Annotated in this window: 13 protein-coding genes, 1 tRNA gene and 1 other RNA gene; 10 read left to right on the forward strand and 5 right to left on the reverse strand. The window is 51.1% G+C overall.

Annotated features, from left to right (window positions below):
- Positions 1-423 precede the first annotated feature (423 nt).
- Together K7H08_RS01585 and K7H08_RS01590 are read left to right on the forward strand one after the other, a co-directional pair.
- Positions 424-885: a hypothetical protein gene (locus K7H08_RS01585; RefSeq protein ID WP_231657035.1), complete on the forward strand. Its 462-nt coding sequence runs from the start codon at positions 424-426 to the stop codon at positions 883-885.
- A 166-nt stretch (positions 886-1,051) separates the two neighbouring features.
- Positions 1,052-1,396 (forward strand): TraR/DksA family transcriptional regulator, encoded by a 345-nt coding sequence (locus K7H08_RS01590; RefSeq protein ID WP_198349617.1) that lies wholly within the window; start codon positions 1,052-1,054, stop codon positions 1,394-1,396.
- 60 nt (positions 1,397-1,456) lie between these two features.
- Here the strand turns inward: K7H08_RS01590 and K7H08_RS01595 are convergent, their stop codons facing one another.
- The 5 genes from K7H08_RS01595 to K7H08_RS01615 form a co-directional block, all read right to left on the reverse strand.
- Complete coding sequence (locus K7H08_RS01595) at positions 1,457-2,095, reverse strand: DUF2238 domain-containing protein (protein ID WP_231657036.1); 639 nt, start codon at positions 2,093-2,095, stop codon at positions 1,457-1,459.
- A gap of 34 nt (positions 2,096-2,129) precedes the next feature.
- Positions 2,130-2,555 (reverse strand): cation transporting ATPase C-terminal domain-containing protein, encoded by a 426-nt coding sequence (locus K7H08_RS01600; RefSeq protein WP_231657037.1) that lies wholly within the window; start codon positions 2,553-2,555, stop codon positions 2,130-2,132.
- Positions 2,556-2,774: 219 nt separating this feature from the next.
- An RNA gene (ffs, locus tag K7H08_RS01605) (signal recognition particle sRNA small type) lies at positions 2,775-2,871 on the reverse strand.
- Positions 2,872-2,926: 55 nt separating this feature from the next.
- Positions 2,927-3,003, reverse strand: a tRNA-Met gene (locus K7H08_RS01610).
- 103 nt (positions 3,004-3,106) lie between these two features.
- A complete protein-coding gene (locus tag K7H08_RS01615; protein WP_231657038.1) occupies positions 3,107-4,039 on the reverse strand; it encodes a choline ABC transporter substrate-binding protein in 933 nt (310 codons plus the stop codon).
- Positions 4,040-4,230: 191 nt separating this feature from the next.
- On the opposite strand from K7H08_RS01615, the gene betI reads away from it, so the two are divergent.
- From betI to K7H08_RS01655, 8 genes are all read left to right on the forward strand, one after another.
- A complete protein-coding gene (betI, locus tag K7H08_RS01620) occupies positions 4,231-4,854 on the forward strand; it encodes a transcriptional regulator BetI (RefSeq protein WP_193059614.1) in 624 nt (207 codons plus the stop codon).
- A 10-nt stretch (positions 4,855-4,864) separates the two neighbouring features.
- On the forward strand, positions 4,865-6,334 hold the full coding sequence (gene betB, locus K7H08_RS01625; protein ID WP_231657039.1) for a betaine-aldehyde dehydrogenase: 1,470 nt from the start codon (positions 4,865-4,867) through the stop codon (positions 6,332-6,334).
- A 99-nt stretch (positions 6,335-6,433) separates the two neighbouring features.
- Positions 6,434-8,110 carry a choline dehydrogenase gene (gene betA, locus K7H08_RS01630; RefSeq protein ID WP_231657040.1) on the forward strand — a complete coding sequence of 559 codons (1,677 nt, stop codon included), beginning with the start codon at positions 6,434-6,436 and terminating at the stop codon, positions 8,108-8,110.
- A 198-nt stretch (positions 8,111-8,308) separates the two neighbouring features.
- Complete coding sequence (locus tag K7H08_RS01635; protein ID WP_231657041.1) at positions 8,309-10,795, forward strand: acyl-CoA dehydrogenase; 2,487 nt, start codon at positions 8,309-8,311, stop codon at positions 10,793-10,795.
- Positions 10,796-11,240: 445 nt separating this feature from the next.
- A complete protein-coding gene (locus K7H08_RS01640) occupies positions 11,241-12,338 on the forward strand; it encodes an ABC transporter ATP-binding protein (protein WP_038484939.1) in 1,098 nt (365 codons plus the stop codon).
- Complete coding sequence (locus K7H08_RS01645) at positions 12,331-13,428, forward strand: ABC transporter ATP-binding protein (protein WP_231657042.1); 1,098 nt, start codon at positions 12,331-12,333, stop codon at positions 13,426-13,428. Before K7H08_RS01640 ends, K7H08_RS01645 begins: the two co-directional genes overlap by 8 nt.
- Positions 13,425-14,312: a carbohydrate ABC transporter permease gene (locus tag K7H08_RS01650; RefSeq protein WP_231657043.1), complete on the forward strand. Its 888-nt coding sequence runs from the start codon at positions 13,425-13,427 to the stop codon at positions 14,310-14,312. Before K7H08_RS01645 ends, K7H08_RS01650 begins: the two co-directional genes overlap by 4 nt.
- Before the next feature lies 1 nt (position 14,313).
- The gene (locus K7H08_RS01655; protein ID WP_038484944.1) at positions 14,314-15,210 is read left to right on the forward strand and encodes a carbohydrate ABC transporter permease; all 897 of its coding nucleotides are present in this window, start codon (positions 14,314-14,316) and stop codon (positions 15,208-15,210) included.
- Positions 15,211-15,218: the final 8 nt, after the last annotated feature.

The following is a 15,218-nucleotide window of genomic DNA, read 5'->3' on the forward strand; positions in this document are numbered from 1 at the left end:
GCCTGATTTTTCAGACGAGAAGCAATTTAAAATAGTAAAAAAGCCTTAAACAGCGATAAAATTGAGATAGCTCAATTTATTTAAAAATTCAAAAAAATTATTGATTAATGTTGACTATAAATATGGAAAAATGTTTTTAAAATCAATATAATTAAATAGATATAGTTAGAAAAATAATACCACTTGAGGCCACATGCGCATGTTTTTCAACGATACTCAGCACGAAAGCCAAGACAGGCTTGTGCGTGCTTCGTTGGCGGGCTTGACCCTTGGTATTTCGCCTGGGACTCAGACTCACCTTGTGCATAAAGCCATGAGAAAACAGCTACGCTTAATTTCTTGGGCAAGCCATTCAACACTCGACCCTGACGCTGAACCCTGTATAGAGCCATTACCTCAAGACCGACGTTTTCGAGACCCTGCTTGGCGACTCTTCCCTACAACTTGCTTTACCAAAGTTTTTTACTCCAACAGCAGTGGTGGTATAACGCTACAATCGGTCTACGTGGGCTATCACCTCATCAAGAACAGGCGGTTGAGTTTGGTGCGCGCCAATGGCTTGATGTGCTGTCGCCTTCAAATTACCTGCTGACCAACCCTGTCGTCATCAGGAAAACCTTGAATAACGGCGGTGCAAACTTACTCTATGGAATACAGCACTGGTGGGAAGATATTCAGAATCATACTCTTGGTAAGAAGCCGGAGGGGTCCGAAAATTTTGTAGTTGGGCGTGACCTCGCAGTGACACCAGGCAAGGTCGTATACCTCAACCATTTGATTGAGCTGATCCAGTACTCACCTGCCACTGATAAGGTTCACTCGATGCCTTTGCTGATTGTGCCAGCCTGGTTCATGGTGGCCTGCGTGGCTAGCATGGCTAGCTGAACGCTCAGGGCCGTTTGCTAAATCGCCCAACGTCGGGTCTAAGACCTACCCCTCTCTCGCGGATGCCCCAGGTAGCTATGTACATCAAGAGTGAACAATATCAAGAGCCATGTTTCCAAATTGATCTATTATGAATTAATTACTAACTTGTACCGCTGGGGGCTATATGGCCATACAAGACAGTACACGAGCCAGAAAGGCCCTACTAGAAGGCCTAAGGACAGAACTTCAAGAGAGGCTGCAGCGCTACAAAGAGCATCAGCATCGAATCAGTGGTGCCCTGGAGAAAGACCTTGAAGAGCAGGCAACGCAAGTTCAGAACGACGAAGTGGTTGACCAACTTGAAAATGAAGCTACGTCGGAGCTGACCCAGATAGAACTCGCCTTAGCACGTATTGAGGCGCAACTGGGTGATTACTGCGAGGAATGTGGCGGTTTAATTGCGCCTGAGCGCCTGAAAGCACTGCCCTATGCTACACGCTGCAAAGACTGCAGTATTATATACAAGTAAGTGTTAGCTTTATGATCGATACTTGCGATTACTTAAGTTAGCAAATAATGGTTGAATTGATTAGTTTTTTTCAAATCGCCGTTTCATAAAATAAACCACACAGGCTAATAGTGCTCCCATAAGTGCCAGTGCCATATCTTTTTGAGCATCCCAGATATCTCCCTGTGCCCCCAGATAGGCTTGGCCTAACTCTTCGCCAAATACTTCTGCTGAAAACCATTCGATAAGTTCATAGAGTGAGGAATGGGACATAATAATCATCACCGGAATAAGCCATCGCAGAAAGGAATCTAAGGGGAAAAGCCTTTCCATCAGCTCTGCCACAAGTGGCAGTATTAATAAACCATAGAGAAAATGCACCCATCGATCATACTGATTACGCTCGAAGCCAAGGCAATGATCTAAAGAGAAACCAAACAGTTCTTGCCACCATAGATCATATGGCACCTCGGAATAAGTGTAATGAGCACCGATTTCATGGAATACCAGGAAGAGAAAAATACAACTCCACGCTAGACGTGAGATATTCCGCCAATACCAGATCCACCCCAACACAGGCACTGCCATAAACACCAATATATTCTCAAGTAACCAATCAGACCGATAATGGGGCCCAAGCGCTAACCATGTCCATATGAACACAAAGCCAAAGAAGAGCCAGAGAAGATAAGGGTCACGCTTTAAGCGCTGAGGCTTCATTTGATCACTCTTCGGCACACTATTCTCTCCCTACTCAATGGTCGAACCAACCACCCCTTCGAACTAGGTATTTTTCGGTCTCCAGCACACACATCATAGCGATTCCCATGCTAATCACTAATAAACCATCCATAAAATCTAGTGGCCGAGTATCGAATAGACTATGCATGATCGGCAGATACGTGAAAGCAAGTTGAGAAATAAAGACTACTGTGATCGCTATCAACACAGTGGAGTTCCTCAGCACGCCAAGCAAGTTAAATGAACTCATGTGTAGGTAACGCACGTTAAATAGATAAAAAATCTCTAATACCACGATGACATTGACCACCAGAGTGCGGGCCAGTACAAGCTCATCACCTCGGCTAAGTGAGTAAAAGAAAATACCCAGCGCCGCCGACGTCATCCCCAGATTGAATAGCGCTAAGCTTCCGTCCCTGCTGGCTGGCAGGTTTGCCACTAAAGCCGAAACGCGCGGATTACGATGCTTCTTGCTGAATCAATGCTGCAGAAGATGCCTATTGAAGAGATGTAGTAAAAGAGTTCCGAACGCAGCGAGGTTTATTTAGAAGGAAGATATGAGGAGGCTTACAACAATACAGAACATCGCAGCTTTTCGTAGAACTACTACAAAAGAAGTTATGCTAGATTTAGGTGAGAACGACAGAAATGGAGGCGGCCCCAAAAGCCACATCCCGGCACACGCAGCCACCACTACCGTTGCTCCCTTCCGGGCCTGGCGGGGTTTGCAGTTTAGCGTTGCGGGAGGACCTAAGGGGCCACCATAACGGTACACTCTGATATTTCTAAGTGAGTGTACTAATGCTGATGTGGTGGCTACGCCCTGATTTGAACAGGGGACCCCATCATTATGAGTGATGTGCTCTAACCAGCTGAGCTACGTAGCCTTTCCCTCATCAACGGGTGCAGATTATGCCTATCTTAACTATGAAAGGCAAGCCAAAAACGACCTGCCTTTCATTCAACTACCCTGTTAAGTGCATAGTGTGCTTATAAAGCTGCTTGGACTGCTGGCAGTGCTTCTTCGCCAGTTCGAGTAGTCACCCCTTCGAGCCATGCTGCTAGCACATCATCGTTTTCATTGAGGTAACTGCGTGCTGCCTCTCGCGGGTCTACCCCATCGTCCATAATGGCACTCATCAGTTGGTTTTCCATTTCCAGGGTGAATGTCATATTTTTTAGCAATTCACCGACATTAGGGCACGCTTCAACAAACCCCGCACGAGTATTGGTATGTACGGTTGCGCCCCCCAGGTTAGGGCCAAAATAGTCGCCAGCATCAGATAAATACGCCATATCAAAATTAGTGTTCATTGGATGCGGTTCCCAGCCTAAAAACACCATCCATTTTTCATTGGGCACCCTCGCGCGAAGCTCAGCCAGCATACCCGCCTCGCTCGAATCGACGACTTGCCAATCACCTAGCCCATAGGCGTTATCATCAATCATTTGCTCAATCAGCTCGTTACCATCATTGCCAGCTTCAATGCCGTGTAAACGCTGCTCAAACTGATCAGCATGCTCTGCCAGATCATTAACGGAGGTCACACCCGCATCATAGACATATTGGGGCACTGCCAGGGTGTACTTAGCTCCCTCAAGGTTGACCACTAAGCGCTCAACCTCGCCACGCTCCACATAGGGGTCGCTGATAGAGGCCATCGACGGCATCCAGTTGCCTAAAAAGACGTCAAAATCATTATTACCCATGCCCGCATAAGCAATCGGCACCGAGACAGTATCGACTCGCGTTTCATAACCAAGTGCTTCCAGTACTTCACTAGCCAATGCTGTCGTTGCTGTAATATCAGTCCAACCCACTTCTGCAAAGCGAACACTACTACACTCATTAGCATAGGCAGCTGCCGGTAAACAGGCAGTCAGTAATAATGTACTTAGGCTTCGTGTGTATGTCCGTTTCATATTGATCTTCCCCATTATCGGTTTTATATGAACACGCCCTATACGTAACAGTCGTAGAGACGAGAAAACAACGCAGGCTTTTATTGATTGAACGTTCAATAAAAAAATGTCATCATGGTCAGGTAATCATGCCTACTCCTGGTTTTCAAGGACAGGAGCCAATGGGCATTCAACGTCAGTAGGAGATAGCTGTGCCTAAGGTGGGAATGGAACCGATACGCCGCCAGCAGTTAATTAAGGCTACCATGGCGGCCATTGACGAAGTTGGTTTAGCAGAAGCAACCGTCATGCGAATTGCCCGTCATGCTGGTGTTTCGGCGGGCATTATTAGTCACTACTTTGGCGGCAAGGATGGCCTGCTGGAAGCAACGATGCGGCAGATCTTAACCGATCTTAGTGACGCCGTTGCAGCACGCCGCCGTGCGTTAGAAGACGACTCCCCCCGTGCCCATATTGGCGCCATCATCGAAGGTAACTTTGATCGCACCCAGGTGACCGGTCCTGCCGCCAAAACATGGCTCGCCTTTTGGGCTAGCAGCATGCATAAGCCTGTGCTTCAGCGGCTTCAGAATGTCAACGATCGCCGTTTGTATGCCAATTTATGTCATCAATTCCAGCGCGTCATGCCCCGCGCAGACGCTCGCAATGCCGCCCGTGGCCTAGCCGCGATGATTGATGGTCTATGGCTGCGTGGTGCACTTACACCAGAAGGGCTCGATGCCGCTGAAGCGCGACATCTTGCGCACACCTATCTCGACCAATTGCTTATTCATCATGGATGCCAGCAACGTGCATCCACTGCAGACACACAGTAAGGAGACCAACATGGCCGCTCAAGATATTCAGCCACTTTATATTGATGGTCGTCCGGTAGACGCCACTTCAGGCGAGACATTTACCGTTTCAAACCCCTACGATGGCAGCCTGCTTGCCACGATTGGTCAGGCAAGCCAAGCTGATGTTGATAGCGCTGTAGAAGCCGCCCAACGCGGGCAGCGTCAATGGGCTTCGATGACGGGCATGGAGCGCTCACGTGTTCTGCTGCGCGCTGTTGCACTGTTAAGAGAACGAAACGATGAGCTTGCCGAGTTGGAAACTCAAAATACCGGCAAGCCTATTAGTGAAACCGCCAGTGTCGATATTGTGACGGGTGCCGATGCTTTGGAGTACTACGCAGGCCTTGCCCCCGCTATAGAAGGCAGCCAGATTCCGCTACGTGATAGCTCCTTTGTGTATACCCGTCGCGAGCCACTCGGCGTCATTGGCGCCATTGGAGCCTGGAACTACCCCATTCAAATTGCCTGCTGGAAAGCCGCACCTGCGCTGGCGGCGGGCAACGCCATTGTCTTCAAGCCCAGTGAAGTAACGCCGCTAACCGCTATCAAGCTGGCTGAAATTTTCACTGAAGCAGGCCTGCCTAACGGTGTTTTCAATGTCGTTCAAGGCGATGGCCGCGTTGGCGCGATGCTGACTGAGCACCCAGGTATCGCCAAGGTATCGTTTACTGGCGAAGTCGGCACGGGCAAAAAAGTGATGGCCGCTGCGGGTGGCTCTACGCTGAAAGACGTCACTATGGAACTAGGTGGTAAGTCTCCGCTGATCGTGTTTGCCGATGCTGATTTAGATCGTGCTGCCGATGCCGCCATGATGGCCAACTTCTACTCCAGCGGCCAGATTTGCACTAACGGCACTCGCGTGTTCGTGGAGCGCAGCGTCAAAGACGCCTTTGAGGCGAAGCTGGTTGAACGCGTTCAGCGTATCAAAGCGGGTAACCCGATGGACCCAAGCGTTAACTTCGGCCCGCTAGTAAGCTTTGAACATCAGCAAAAAGTGCTTTCCTATATTGCCCTGGGCAAAGAGCAAGGCGCGCGAGTATTGGCAGGTGGCGATGAGTGGAATAGCGGTGACTGGGCGAATGGCGCTTGGGCTGCGCCCACCATTTTCACCGATTGCACTGACGATATGCGCGTCGTAAAAGAAGAGATTTTTGGCCCAGTAATGTCCGTACTCGCCTTTGAAGGCGAAGATGACGTTATTCGTCGCGCTAATGACACCAAATACGGTCTAGCAGCGGGTGTGTTTAGCGAAAGCTTAAACCGTGCTCACCGAGTTATTCACCAGTTGGAAGCCGGCATTTGCTGGATCAACACTTGGGGCGAGTCTCCTTCTGAGATGCCTGTAGGTGGTTACAAAGAGTCGGGCATTGGCCGTGAGAACGGCGTCGAGACGCTCAATCACTACACCCAGACCAAGTCAGTACAGATCGAGATGGGGCCGTTTGGGTCGGTGTTCTAAGCGAAGTAATGGACGCTCCCGGTAGGTATATCGAAGAGAAGTATCTCTTTTATGCCTACCGGCTCATTACCCATCATTCGGCTCCTCCAAGGTAAAAGCATGTCTCAATCACGCGAATTTGATTACATCATTATCGGTGCAGGCTCGGCCGGCAATGTACTAGCTACCCGCCTCACCGAAGACAGTGACGTCAGCGTTTTGCTGCTTGAAGCAGGCGGCCCCGATTACCGTTTCGATTTTCGCACCCAAATGCCTGCCGCACTGGCCTACCCGCTACAAGGCAAACGCTACAACTGGGCATTTGAAACCGATCCCGAACCCTATATGGATGGCCGCCGTATGGAGTGTGGCCGAGGCAAAGGCCTGGGCGGCTCTTCACTGATCAATGGCATGTGCTATATCCGCGGCAACGCCCTGGATTACGATAACTGGGCCAAGCAACCCGGCTTGGAAGAGTGGGATTACCTCAGTTGCCTGCCCTATTTCAAAAAGTGCGAAACCCGCGACATTGGCCCTAATGATTACCACGGCGGCGACGGCCCGGTCAGCGTGACCACGCCGAAAGCTGGCAATAATCCGCTTTACCGCACGTTTATCGAAGCGGGGAAGCAAGCGGGCTATCCAGAAACCGAGGATGTTAACGGCTACCAGCAAGAGGGCTTTGGCCCTATGGACCGTTTCGTCACGCCCAAGGGGCGCCGTGCATCGACTGCACGCGGCTACCTGGACACTGCCAAGCAGCGCAGTAACCTGACCATTGAAACCCACGCAGTCACTGATGTGATTGAATTTGATGGCAAACGTGCCGTTGGCGTGCGTTACGAGCAAAAAGGTCAGCCACGCAAGGCCCACGCTCGCCGGGAAGTACTGCTGTGTGGCGGTGCCATTGCCTCACCACAGATTCTTCAGCGCTCTGGCGTAGGCAACCCCGAATGGCTTCGGGAATTAGGCATTTCAGTCGTCCATGAGCTACCCGGCGTAGGCGAAAATCTCCAGGACCACCTTGAGATGTACATTCAGTACGAATGCAAAGAGCCTATTTCGCTGTATCCGGCGCTGAAATGGTACAACCAGCCAAAAATTGGTGCCGAGTGGTTATTTAAAGGTACTGGCGTTGGCGCCAGCAACCAGTTTGAATCCTGCGGTTTTATTCGTAGCAATGATGAGGAAGAGTGGCCAAACCTGCAGTACCACTTCCTGCCCATCGCGATCAGTTACAACGGTAAAAGCGCTGTTCAGGCACATGGCTTCCAGGCCCACGTTGGCTCGATGCGCTCGGAAAGCCGTGGACGAATTCGCTTAACCTCGAAAGACCCACACGCGGCACCCAGCATCTTGTTTAACTACATGGCCAAAGAGAAAGATTGGCAAGAGTTCCGCGATGCGATTCGCTTAACCCGCGACATCATCGCGCAACCAGCGTTTGATAAGTACCGTGGCCGTGAAATTTCCCCCGGCCCTAGCGTACAAAGCGATGAAGAACTCGATAACTTCGTCAAGCAACACGCTGAAACGGCTTATCACCCGTGTGGCAGTTGCCGCATGGGCGAAGGTGAGATGGCAGTGACCGATAGCCAAGGCCGCGTACATGGGCTCGAAGGCCTGCGCGTTGTCGATGCTTCGCTGTTCCCGGTGATCCCTACCGGCAACCTAAACGCGCCTACTATTATGCTGGCGGAGAAAATTGCTGACTGCATCCGTGGACGTGAACCTTTGCCACGCGCCAACGTGGATTATTACGTCGCTCACGGCGCACCCGCCAAACAGGCTTCGTAGCTCACTCACACCTGCATGCAACACGCTCAACGCCATGGCCACTCGCCATGGCGTTTTTTTATGGCCTATTTACGCTACAGTAAAGAGACTATAGCGAATGTATAAGAGTGAAATGCTTGCACTGATATAGGTGACTCTGACAATATTCAAACATACGTTTAAATACGTCCACAATTAACCACCCACGGAGAAACATCCATGCTCACCTTACTACTCATTGTGCTTGCCGTTGCAGGCTTGCTCGTGGTGATGCGCCGCGAAGCAGGCGCTACGCCAGCACTCGCCCTGCTTGGCGTACTGGGCTTAGTAGGCTTAGTGCTTGGCGCAAGCGTTATTGGCACGCTGCTATTGATTGCGGCTGCCGCCGTTGCAATTGCTGGTCTACCAGCATTGCGCAGCAAGTGGCTGACGCCGCGCATTTTCGCCACCTTCAAAAAGGTAGCGCCGAAAGTGTCCGATACGGAGCGCACGGCATTAGAAGCGGGCAGCGTCTCCTGGGATGGCGAGCTCTTCTCTGGCAAACCTCAATGGGAGTCGTTACTTAACTATAAAGACGACGGCCTGAGCGAGGCAGAACAAGCGTTTCTGGATAATCAGTGTGCGAAAGCAGCTGGCATGTGTAACGCCTGGGATATCGCCCAAGAACGCGCTGACCTCCCCCAACAACTGTGGGATTATCTAAAGAAAGAAGGCTTCTTCGGCATGATTATTCCGAAGGAATACGGCGGCCTCGGATTCTCAGCTAAGGCACAGTCCATGGTGCTGCAGAAGCTCTCCGCTAATGAGACGCTGATGGTCACCGTTGGCGTACCGAACTCACTCGGCCCGGGCGAACTGCTGCTTAAATACGGCACTCAACAACAGAAAGATCACTACTTGCCGCGTCTTGCTGATGGCCGCGAAATCCCCTGCTTCGGCCTAACCGGCCCGCGTGCTGGCTCTGATGCCACGTCGTTACCGGATACAGGCGTTGTCTGCAAGCAAGTTATCAATGGCGAAGAAGTGCTTGGCTTACGCCTTAACTTCGAAAAACGCTGGATTACCCTGGCTCCCATCGCCACCGTGGTAGGCCTAGCCTTCCGTCTTTTCGATCCAGAAAAATTGCTCGGTGACGAAGAAGACCGCGGTATTACCCTTGCACTCATTCCCCGGGATACTCAGGGTATGGACATCGGCCGCCGTCACCACCCTATCGGCAGCCCGTTTATGAACGGCCCGATTAAAGGTAACGACGTGTTTGTGCCGCTGGATACCATTATTGGTGGCCCAGACATGATCGGCCAAGGCTGGCGCATGCTGGTCGAGTGCCTCTCGATTGGTCGCTGCATTACCTTACCTTCTGGTGCGACCGGCACCGCCCGCTACGCGCTAGGCTGGAGCGGTGGTTTTACCCGCGTACGTCGTCAGTTCAACGTACCCGTCGCTGAAATGGAAGGCGTACAGGAACCGTTAGCACGCATGGCCTCGCTGGCTTACATCTCTGCTGCTACGGTTTATCAAACCGCCAACCTGATCGATCATGGCGAAAAACCCGCCGTTCCTTCAGCCATCTTGAAGAGCCAATTGACCGAGTTCCAGCGCGTGCTGCTTAGTGACGCAATGGATGTTCACGGTGGTAAAGCCGTTACCCTTGGCCCACGCAACTACCTAGGCATTGGCTACAGTGCTAACCCGGTGGCAATTACCGTGGAAGGCGCCAACATTATGACCCGCAACCTGATGATCTTTGGTCAAGGTGCGATTCGCTGCCATCCCTATGTACTGGACGAGCTAGCCGCTAAAGACGCCAACGACGTTAAAGCCTTCGACAAAGCCTTCTTTGGTCACGCAGGGCTGATTTTCGGCAATGCTGCTCGTGCCTTTACGCTTGGGTTTGGCTTGGGCAAAGCAAATGTACCTTTTAGTGGCCCTGCGGCTACCTACGCCCAGGATATTGCACGCATTTCAGCAGGCTTTGGCCTATGTGCCGACGCCGCCATGGCCAGCCTTGGCTCTGAACTCAAGAAGCGCGAAATGCTGTCAGCACGCTTGGGTGATGTTCTGTCTAATCTGTATCTAGCTTCCATGGTACTGAAGCAGTGGCACACCGGTGACCAAGTAGAGGGTGAAGAAGCGCTGCTACACTATAGCCTGCGGTTCTTGCTAAACCGTGCCGAACAGGCGTTCGTTGAAATTTTCGATAACCTACCGAACCGCGCGTTAGGCAAGGCATTGAAAGTTATCATAATGCCGACCGGCCGCCGCTGGAATAAACCGCATGACGACTTGGCTCGCGATATCGCACAGCGCGTATCCACACATAGCGCCCTGCGCAGCAAGCTACTTTCCAATACATGGGATAAAGATGATGGCGCAGAGTCTAACCCGCTTGCGCGCTACAACGCGCTGCTGGTGGATTATGACCGTGCCGAAACCCTCTACCGTACGGTGAACAAAGCCTATGCCAAAGGTGAGCTGCCACAAACGGCACTACACCCTGAAGCACGCATTGAAGCCGCACTGGACAAAGGGATTATCAAAGAAGACGACGCACAGTTTATGCGCACTTTCGAGGCGGAAGTACTCGAGATGCTGACGGTTGATGATTTCGCCTATGACGCGTTTGCTAATGATAAATCGACGTTGATTAATCACAATGCAGCGCCTGTGGCCACGCCGCAGCAAGCAGAAACCAGCGTTAAGTAGTCCTTTCTCGCTTTAACTAGCGATCCTAACCGGCCTCTCCAGGCCGGTTTTTTTACGTATATTTTCAAAAACGAAACAAACGAACATTCGCTTATCTCACTCAGCGGCTGCTTTCCTTCTCTAAACACCTCGTTTTAATGCCAATTTCTCACCAAAACAACCGGCATCCAGCACTCCCCCACCGCCGGAGCAGCAGCGATATACGCCTAAAAGCGAATACAAACAGCTACAAAAGTCGTTGCAAGTTCGCAAATGATCAACTAGCCTTTCGTTATTGAAAATAAAGTAAATGGAAGTCCGCTTGATAGTTGGCTGACAATAAAGTGCAAACAGCCAAGGCTAACATCTCGAATAAGCGAGTATTGCTTCACTTTCATCAATAGCGATCAACGCAAGACCTCTACCAATAACATTTATCTATAACAATGACGTTAGCGAGATCGGCATGTCCTTACATCTGCAAAATATCGACCACATCGTCGGTGGTGAATCCCATATCAGTGGGGTGGACCTCGAGCTGGAGCCGGGTTCTTTCAATGTGCTGCTAGGGCGAACCCTGGCAGGTAAAACAACGCTCATGCGATTAATGGCGGGTTTGGAGCAACCTACCCGGGGGCGAATCTACATGGATGGCAAGGATGTCACGGGCGTATCCGTCCGCAAGCGCAATGTCTCCATGGTGTATCAGCAATTCATCAATTACCCAAGCCTTAACGTTTACGACAATATAGCGTCACCACTTAAACTGGCTAAGGCATCCAAGCAGGAAATCGACAAGCGTGTGCGTGAAACTGCCGCCATGCTGGGGATTGACCACTTGCTGGACCGCTTGCCGCTTGAGCTTTCTGGTGGGCAACAGCAGCGTACCGCCATGGGCCGCGCTTTGGTTAAGGATGCGGACCTGATCCTGTTTGATGAACCGTTGGTCAATCTTGACTATAAACTGCGTGAAGCGTTGCGCGATGAACTTCGCGGGCTATTCAAGGCGCGAAACTGCATTGCCGTTTATGCCACCACCGAGCCCAACGAAGCGCTAGCGTTAGGCGGCAACACTGCCGTATTGCATGAAGGCAAGCTGCTGCAATATGGCCCAACCGAGCAAATTTATCGCGAGCCTAACGGCATCCTAAGCGCTGAGATGTTTTCAGAACCGCCTATCAATATTGTGCCTGGGCATCTTACTGCCAATGAAATCACCTTCGACCAGGATATCCATTTCCCCTGCGATGTCGCGCTACGTAACCTACCCGCGGGAGCATACCGATTTGGAGTCCGTGCCTCTCATGTCAGCCTACAGCCTAATGCAGCAGATGATCTAGAGCTTGAAGTTGAAGTTGAAGTGGCTGAAATCAGCGGTTCGGAAACCTTCCTCCACGTGCGGCACAACCTATTTTCTTTAGTACTCCATTTGCTTGGTATTCATACACCTAAAGTCAATCAGCGCATAAAGATCTACTTCCCTACCCACAAGCTGTTTGTCTTCGATCAGCAGGGTTCTATTGTTCATACGCCGGAAACACGGGGAGTGCATCAACATGGCTGAGATCATACTAAAGGCTCTCGCGCATACTTATAGCGCTAACCCGACATCACCTGAAGATTACGCGATTCGCCAGATGGAACATATCTGGCACCAAGGCGGCGCTTATGCCCTGCTGGGGCCATCGGGGTGTGGCAAATCCACCCTGCTGAACATTATTTCCGGGCTGCTCGAACCTTCCGAAGGGGATGTGCTGTTTGATGGCCAGCGAGTTAACGAGTTGCCGCCTGAGGAACGTAATATCGCTCAGGTTTTTCAGTTCCCGGTGATCTACGACACCATGACGGTGTTTGATAACCTCGCCTTTCCATTGCGTAACATCAACATTCCAGGTCACCGCATCACGCCAAAGGTAGAGGAAGTCGCCGAGATTCTGGAGTTAACCCCACTGCTCAAGCGTAAAGCCAAAGGGCTGACCGCCGATGAGAAGCAGAAGGTTTCAATGGGTCGCGGCTTGGTGCGCGATGATGTCTCGGCAATTCTATTTGACGAGCCGTTAACGGTTATCGACCCTCAGCTCAAGTGGAAATTACGCCGTAAGCTGAAGGAGATACACCAGCGCTTCAATATCACCATGATTTACGTCACCCATGACCAGCTGGAAGCGGCAACTTTTGCCGACAAAATCGCTGTGATGTATGAAGGTCAGGTGGTTCAGTTCGGCACTCCTCAAGAACTCTTTGAAACCCCTGCGCATACCTTTGTTGGCTACTTTATTGGCAGCCCCGGTATGAACATTCTGGATGTACACCACCATGCGGGGGAAGTCATCTTTGCTGATATACCGCTCCCCATACCGCAGGCGTTTGTTGACGCCATTGCCAATACCAAAAGTTCGAATATAAAAATCGGCATTCGCCCCGAGTTTGTAACCGTGCATGCCAGCAAACGTGAAGGTGCCCTGCCCGCTCGTAAACGGCAAGTCCAAGATCTAGGCACCTACTCAATTGTTACCTTTGAGTTGGGTGGTCAGGCGTTCAAGGCACGCTTGCCGGAAGGTCACCCTGAATTCGGAGACGATATTTATCTCACCTTTGACCATGATCAGTTAGGGCTGTTTGTGGACGAATACCGGGTGGAGGTTACCTCATGAATAATAAAGTCTATAACAACCGCGCTTGGCTATTAGTTCTACCAATGTTAGTGCTCGTGGCGTTTTCCGCCATTATCCCCTTGATGACAGTGGTCAACTACTCGGTACAGGACGTGCTAGGCCCCAACGCTAGCTTCTTTACCGGCACCGAGTGGTTTCGCACTATGCTCAACGATTCAGCGCTGCAAGCTGCATTTGGTCGGCAGATACTGTTTTCATTGATCATTCTGGCTATCCAGATCCCACTGGGAATAGGAATAGCGCTGATTATGCCAAAACAGGGCTGGCAGGCGTCCGCCGTACTAATTCTGATTACCCTGCCCCTGCTAATTCCTTGGAACGTCGTTGGCAGTATCTGGCAAATCTTTACCCGTAGCGATATTGGGCTAATGGGCTGGGGGCTGCGCGAGCTAGGCATTAATTACAATATTACCCGTAATGCTGGTGACGCCTGGGCGACCATTATTTTAATGGATGTTTGGCACTGGACGCCGCTTGTCGCAATGCTCTGCTATAGCGGGCTGCGCTCTATTCCTGAAGCCTACTATCAAGCGGCAAGGATTGACCGTGCTTCTAAGTGGGCAGTGTTTCGCTATATTCAGCTACCGAAGCTAACTAACGTTCTGGTCATCGCCGTACTGCTGCGCTTCATGCACTCCTTCATGATCTACGCCGAGCCCTTTGTGTTAACCGGAGGTGGACCTGGTAGTTCAACCACGTTCCTAACCCAATCGCTTGCCACCATGGCTATCGGCCAGCAGGATCTGGGGCCTTCCGCCGCCTTCTCGATCATCTACTTCCTCGTCATTCTGTTAGTCAGCTGGGTGTTCTATACCACCATCATGCATCTGCAGAAAGACAAGAATTCACAGGGAGGCGTGTAAGATGTCTTACCAACTTGAAAATACCCAGCAGGGTGAAAAATACAACACTATTTTCAGTAAGGTGCCAGCAGCTGAGCGACGCAAGCGCCACTCACGCTCTCGGCTGAGAAAGCGGCTTCTGCTTGGCACCTATATCGTGCTGCTGATACTGCCCCTTTATTGGCTGCTCAATATGTCGCTGCAGACTAACAGCGAGATCCTCGGGTCGATGACGCTGTGGCCGCAAAACCTGACCTTTGACAACTACATCGGCATCTTCACTAACCCAAGCTGGTACATGGGGTACGTCAACTCCATCATGTATGTGGTGATGAATATGGTCATCACCATGTTAGTGGCACTTCCGGCCGCCTATGCCTTCAGCCGTTACAAGTTCATCGGTGATAAGCACCTGTTCTTCTGGCTATTAACCAACTTGATGGCGCCACCCGCAGTATTTTTGCTGCCCTACTTCCAGCTTTATTACTCGGTCGGCTTATTCGATACGCACATCGCCGTAGCGCTAGCTCACTGCCTATTCAATATTCCGCTGGCCATCTGGATTCTGGAAGGCTTTATGAGCAGCGTGCCTAAAGAAATCGACGAAACCGCCTATATCGACGGCTACAGCTTTCCCAAGTTCTTCATCAAGATCTTCATTCCCATGATCAGTTCTGGCATTGGTGTGGTGCTTTTCTTCCTGTTCATGTTTTCCTGGGTTGAACTGCTGCTGGCACGCACACTGACGTCTACAGACGCTCAGCCAATCGGCATGATCATGACCAGAACCTCGACGGCATCAGGTATCGACTGGGGCACCCTTGCTGCCGCCGGTATGTTGACCATTGTTCCCGGCATTCTGGTGGTTTACTTCGTACGCAACCATATCGCCAAGGGCTTTGCCCTGGGCCGCACCTGAGTAGGAGG

Source organism: Halomonas sp. IOP_6 (assembly GCF_021151565.1).
Taxonomy (GTDB): Bacteria; Pseudomonadota; Gammaproteobacteria; order Pseudomonadales; family Halomonadaceae; genus Vreelandella; species Vreelandella alkaliphila.

Coding starts and splice junctions, on each gene's coding strand:
- K7H08_RS01590 (WP_198349617.1), top strand. CDS start 1,052: ATGGCCATACAAGACAGTACACGAGCCAGAAAGGCCCTACTAGAAGGC.
- K7H08_RS01595 (WP_231657036.1), bottom strand. CDS start 2,095: ATGAAGCCTCAGCGCTTAAAGCGTGACCCTTATCTTCTCTGGCTCTTC.
- K7H08_RS01615 (WP_231657038.1), bottom strand. CDS start 4,039: ATGAAACGGACATACACACGAAGCCTAAGTACATTATTACTGACTGCC.
- betB (WP_231657039.1), top strand. CDS start 4,865: ATGGCCGCTCAAGATATTCAGCCACTTTATATTGATGGTCGTCCGGTA.
- betA (WP_231657040.1), top strand. CDS start 6,434: ATGTCTCAATCACGCGAATTTGATTACATCATTATCGGTGCAGGCTCG.
- K7H08_RS01635 (WP_231657041.1), top strand. CDS start 8,309: ATGCTCACCTTACTACTCATTGTGCTTGCCGTTGCAGGCTTGCTCGTG.
- K7H08_RS01640 (WP_038484939.1), top strand. CDS start 11,241: ATGTCCTTACATCTGCAAAATATCGACCACATCGTCGGTGGTGAATCC.
- K7H08_RS01645 (WP_231657042.1), top strand. CDS start 12,331: ATGGCTGAGATCATACTAAAGGCTCTCGCGCATACTTATAGCGCTAAC.
- K7H08_RS01650 (WP_231657043.1), top strand. CDS start 13,425: ATGAATAATAAAGTCTATAACAACCGCGCTTGGCTATTAGTTCTACCA.
- K7H08_RS01655 (WP_038484944.1), top strand. CDS start 14,314: ATGTCTTACCAACTTGAAAATACCCAGCAGGGTGAAAAATACAACACT.